The sequence below is a fragment of the Pseudescherichia sp. genome, from assembly GCF_031998825.1.
Taxonomy (GTDB): Bacteria; Pseudomonadota; Gammaproteobacteria; order Enterobacterales; family Enterobacteriaceae; genus Pseudescherichia.
Genome location: NZ_DAMACX010000104.1, coordinates 1 through 3,080, shown reverse-complemented (window position 1 = coordinate 3,080; position 3,080 = coordinate 1). Strand labels below are relative to the sequence as shown.

3 protein-coding genes are annotated in these 3,080 nt (G+C 59.9%); all 3 read left to right on the top strand.

Annotation, left to right across the window (positions count from 1 at the left end):
* Entirely contained in the window at nt 1-1,323 is a 1,323-nt protein-coding gene (gene mukF, locus RTP97_RS21300) for a chromosome partition protein MukF (RefSeq protein WP_144812946.1), read from the top strand.
* Entirely contained in the window at nt 1,304-2,011 is a 708-nt protein-coding gene (mukE, locus tag RTP97_RS21295) for a chromosome partition protein MukE (RefSeq protein WP_312417193.1), read from the top strand. Before mukF ends, mukE begins: the two co-directional genes overlap by 20 nt.
* Nucleotides 2,008-3,080: ATP-binding protein (locus tag RTP97_RS21290; protein WP_312417190.1), on the top strand; the 1,073-nt coding region annotated here is incomplete at its 3' end. The genes mukE and RTP97_RS21290, both read left to right, overlap by 4 nt.

Genomic DNA, 3,080 nt, shown 5'->3' with positions numbered 1-3,080 from the left:
ATGAGTGAATTTTCCCAGACAGTCCCCGAACTGGTTGCCTGGGCCAGAAAAAACGATTTCTCGATCGCGCTGCCGGTAGACAGGCTCTCCTTTTTGCTGGCCGTCGCCACGCTTAACGGCGAGCGGCTGGACGGTGAGATGAGCGAAGGGGAGCTGATCGACGCGTTTCGCCACGTCAGCGAGGCGTTTGAGCAGACCAGCGAAACCATCGGCGTGCGCGCCAATAACGCCATCAACGATATGGTGCGCCAGCGCCTGCTGAACCGCTTTACCAGCGAGCAGGCTGAGGGGAACGCCATCTACCGTTTGACGCCTCTCGGTATCGGCATCACGGACTACTACATTCGCCAGCGCGAGTTCTCTACCCTGCGCCTCTCGATGCAGCTCTCTATCGTTGCCAGCGAGCTGAAACGCGCCGCTGACGCTGCGGCCGAAGGCGGAGACGAGTTCCACTGGCATCGTCACGTCTACGCCCCGCTGAAATACTCCGTTGCGGAGATTTTCGACAGTATCGATCTGACCCAGCGCATTATGGATGAACAGCAGCAGCTGGTGAAGGATGACATCGCCCAGCTGCTGAACAAAGACTGGCGGGCGGCGATCTCCAGCTGTGAGCTACTGCTGTCGGAGACCTCCGGGACCCTGCGCGAGCTGCAGGACACGCTGGAGGCGGCGGGGGATAAGCTGCAGGCCAACCTGCTGCGCATCCAGGATGCGACCCTTGCCCACAACGATCTCGAGTTTGTCGATCGGCTGGTGTTCGATCTGCAAAGCAAGCTGGATCGCATCATCAGTTGGGGCCAGCAGGCTATCGATCTGTGGATTGGCTACGACCGCCACGTGCATAAGTTTATCCGTACCGCTATCGATATGGATAAAAACCGCGTCTTTGCCCAGCGCCTGCGCCAGTCGGTGCAGTCCTACTTTGATGCGCCGTGGGCATTGACCTACGCCAGCGCCGATCGTCTGCTGGATATGCGCGACGAAGAGATGACGCTGCGCGATGAAGAGGTGACCGGCGAACTGCCGCCGGATCTCGAGTTTGAAGAGTTTAACGAAATTCGCGAGCAGCTTGCCGCCATGATTGAAGCGCAGCTGGCGGTGTATAAAACCAGAGAAGTGCCACTGGATCTCGGTCTCGTGGTGCGCGAATATCTGGCGCAATATCCGCGGGCGCGTCACTTTGACGTTGCGCGAATTGTGGTTGATCAGGCGGTACGTCTCGGCGTAGCGCAGGGCGATTTCACCGGGCTGCCAGCAAAATGGCAGCCAATTAATGATTACGGAGCCAGGGTACAGGCGCATGTCATTGACAAATATTGAACAAGTGATGCCAGTCAAGCTGGCGCAGGCGTTGGCTAACCCGTTGTTCCCGGCGCTGGACAGTCAGCTGCGCGCCGGTCGCCACATTGGTCTTGATGAGCTGGACAATCACGCATTTTTAATGGACTTCCAGGAGTATCTGGAGGAGTTTTACGCTCGCTATAACGTGGAGCTGATCCGCGCGCCGGAAGGGTTCTTCTACCTGCGCCCGCGCTCCACAACGCTGATCCCGCGCTCGGTGCTCTCAGAGCTGGATATGATGGTCGGCAAGATCCTCTGCTACCTCTATCTCAGCCCGGAGCGCCTGGCTAACGAAGGCATCTTTACCCAGCAGGAGCTTTACGACGAGCTGCTGTCGCTGGCAGATGAGAGCAAGCTGCTGAAGCTGGTCAACAACCGCTCCACCGGCTCTGACGTCGATCGCCAGAAGCTTCAGGAGAAGATGCGCTCCTCGCTGAACCGTCTGCGCCGCCTGGGCATGGTCTGGTTTATGGGCAACGACAGCAGCAAGTTCCGTATCACCGAGTCGGTGTTCCGCTTCGGCGCTGACGTGCGCGGCGGGGACGACCTGCGTGAAGCGCAGCTGCGCATGATCCGCGACGGCGAGGCCATGCCGGTAGAGAACCACCTGCAGCTCAATGATGAGCAAGACGAGAATCAGCCGGACAGTGCGGAGGAAGAGTCATGATTGATCGCGGTAAATTTCGCTCGCTAACGCTGATTAACTGGAACGGCTTTTTTGCCCGGACCTTTGACCTGGACGAGCTGGTCACTACGCTCTCCGGCGGTAACGGGGCGGGTAAATCCACCACCATGGCGGCCTTTGTTACGGCGCTGATCCCGGATCTGACCCTGCTGCACTTCCGTAACACCACCGAAGCGGGGGCCACCAGCGGCTCGCGCGACAAAGGTCTGCACGGCAAGCTGAAGGCGGGCGTCTGTTATTCGGTGCTGGACGTGATTAACTCCCGCAACCAGCGCGTGGTAGTCGGTGTGCGCCTGCAGCAGGTCGCCGGGCGCGACCGCAAGGTCGATATTAAACCCTTTGCGATTCAGGGCCTGCCGACCAGCATCCAGCCAACGACGTTGCTGACCGAGACCCTCAACGAGCGCCAGGCGCGCGTATTAACCCTGACCGAGCTGAAAGAGAAGCTGGACGAGATCGAAGGCGTTCAGTTCAAGCAGTTCAACTCGATTACCGACTACCACGCCCTGATGTTCGATCTGGGCATCGTGGCCCGTCGCCTGCGCTCCGCCTCGGATCGCAGCAAGTTCTACCGTCTGATCGAGGCCTCGCTCTACGGCGGGATCTCCAGCGCCATTACCCGCTCGCTGCGCGACTACCTGCTGCCGGAAAACGGCGGGGTGCGGAAAGCATTCCAGGATATGGAAGCCGCGCTGCGCGAGAACCGCATGACGCTCGAGGCGATCCGCGTTACCCAGTCGGACAGGGATCTCTTCAAGCACCTGATCAGCGAAGCCACCAACTACGTGGCCTCAGACTACATGCGCCACGCCAACGAGCGCCGGGTGCATCTCGATCAGGCCCTGGCCTTCCGCCGGGATCTCTTCACCTCCCGATCGCAGCTGGCCGCCGAGCAGTATAAGCACGTTGAGATGGCGCGGGAGCTGCATGAGCATACCGGTGCGGAGGGGGATCTCGAAGCGGATCACCAGGCCGCCAGCGACCACCTGAACCTGGTGCAAACCGCGCTGCGTCAGCAGGAGAAAATTGAGCGCTACGAAGCGGATCTCGA

Coding starts and splice junctions, on each gene's coding strand:
- mukE (WP_312417193.1), top strand. CDS start 1,304: ATGTCATTGACAAATATTGAACAAGTGATGCCAGTCAAGCTGGCGCAG.
- mukF (WP_144812946.1), top strand. CDS start 1: ATGAGTGAATTTTCCCAGACAGTCCCCGAACTGGTTGCCTGGGCCAGA.